The organism is Pseudomonas sp. LFS044, assembly GCF_047978245.1.
Classification (GTDB): domain Bacteria; phylum Pseudomonadota; class Gammaproteobacteria; order Pseudomonadales; family Pseudomonadaceae; genus Aquipseudomonas.
This window is the reverse complement of the sequence record NZ_JBFPFX010000066.1, coordinates 1-499: the sequence shown is the minus strand read 5'-3', so window position 1 is coordinate 499 and position 499 is coordinate 1. Positions and strand designations below refer to the sequence as shown.

The following is a 499-nucleotide window of genomic DNA, read 5'->3' as shown; positions in this document are numbered from 1 at the left end:
TGGTCGCCGACATCCGTCGCGTGCTGCCGTCCGAAGGCATCGTCGCCCTGGACAACGGCATCTACAAGATCTGGTTCGCCCGCAACTACAAGGCGCACAAGCCCAACACCGTGCTGCTCGACAACGCCCTGGCGACCATGGGCGCCGGCCTGCCATCGGCCATGGCGGCGCACCTGGTGTACCCGGACCGCCCAGTGATTTCGGTGTGCGGCGACGGCGGCTTCATGATGAACAGCCAGGAGCTGGAAACGGCTGTACGCCTGGGCATGCACGTCACCGTGGTGATCCTGCGTGACGACGGCTACGGCATGATCCGCTGGAAGCAGGCCAACATGGGCTTCACCGATTTCGGCCTGGACTACGGCAACCCGGACTTCGTCAAATACGCCGAAGCCTACGGTGCCAATGGCCACCGTGTGGAAAGCGCCGAAGGCTTGCTGCCGCTGCTCGAGCACTGCATCAAGACCCCGGGCGTGCACGTGATCGACTGCCCGGTGGA

At 64.5% G+C, this 499-nt stretch carries 1 protein-coding gene; it reads left to right on the top strand.

Going from position 1 to position 499, the window contains the following annotated elements; all coding sequences use genetic code 11:
* The coding region (locus ACNQPL_RS26640) for a thiamine pyrophosphate-dependent enzyme (protein WP_416468387.1) at positions 1 to 499 on the top strand (499 nt) is incomplete at both ends.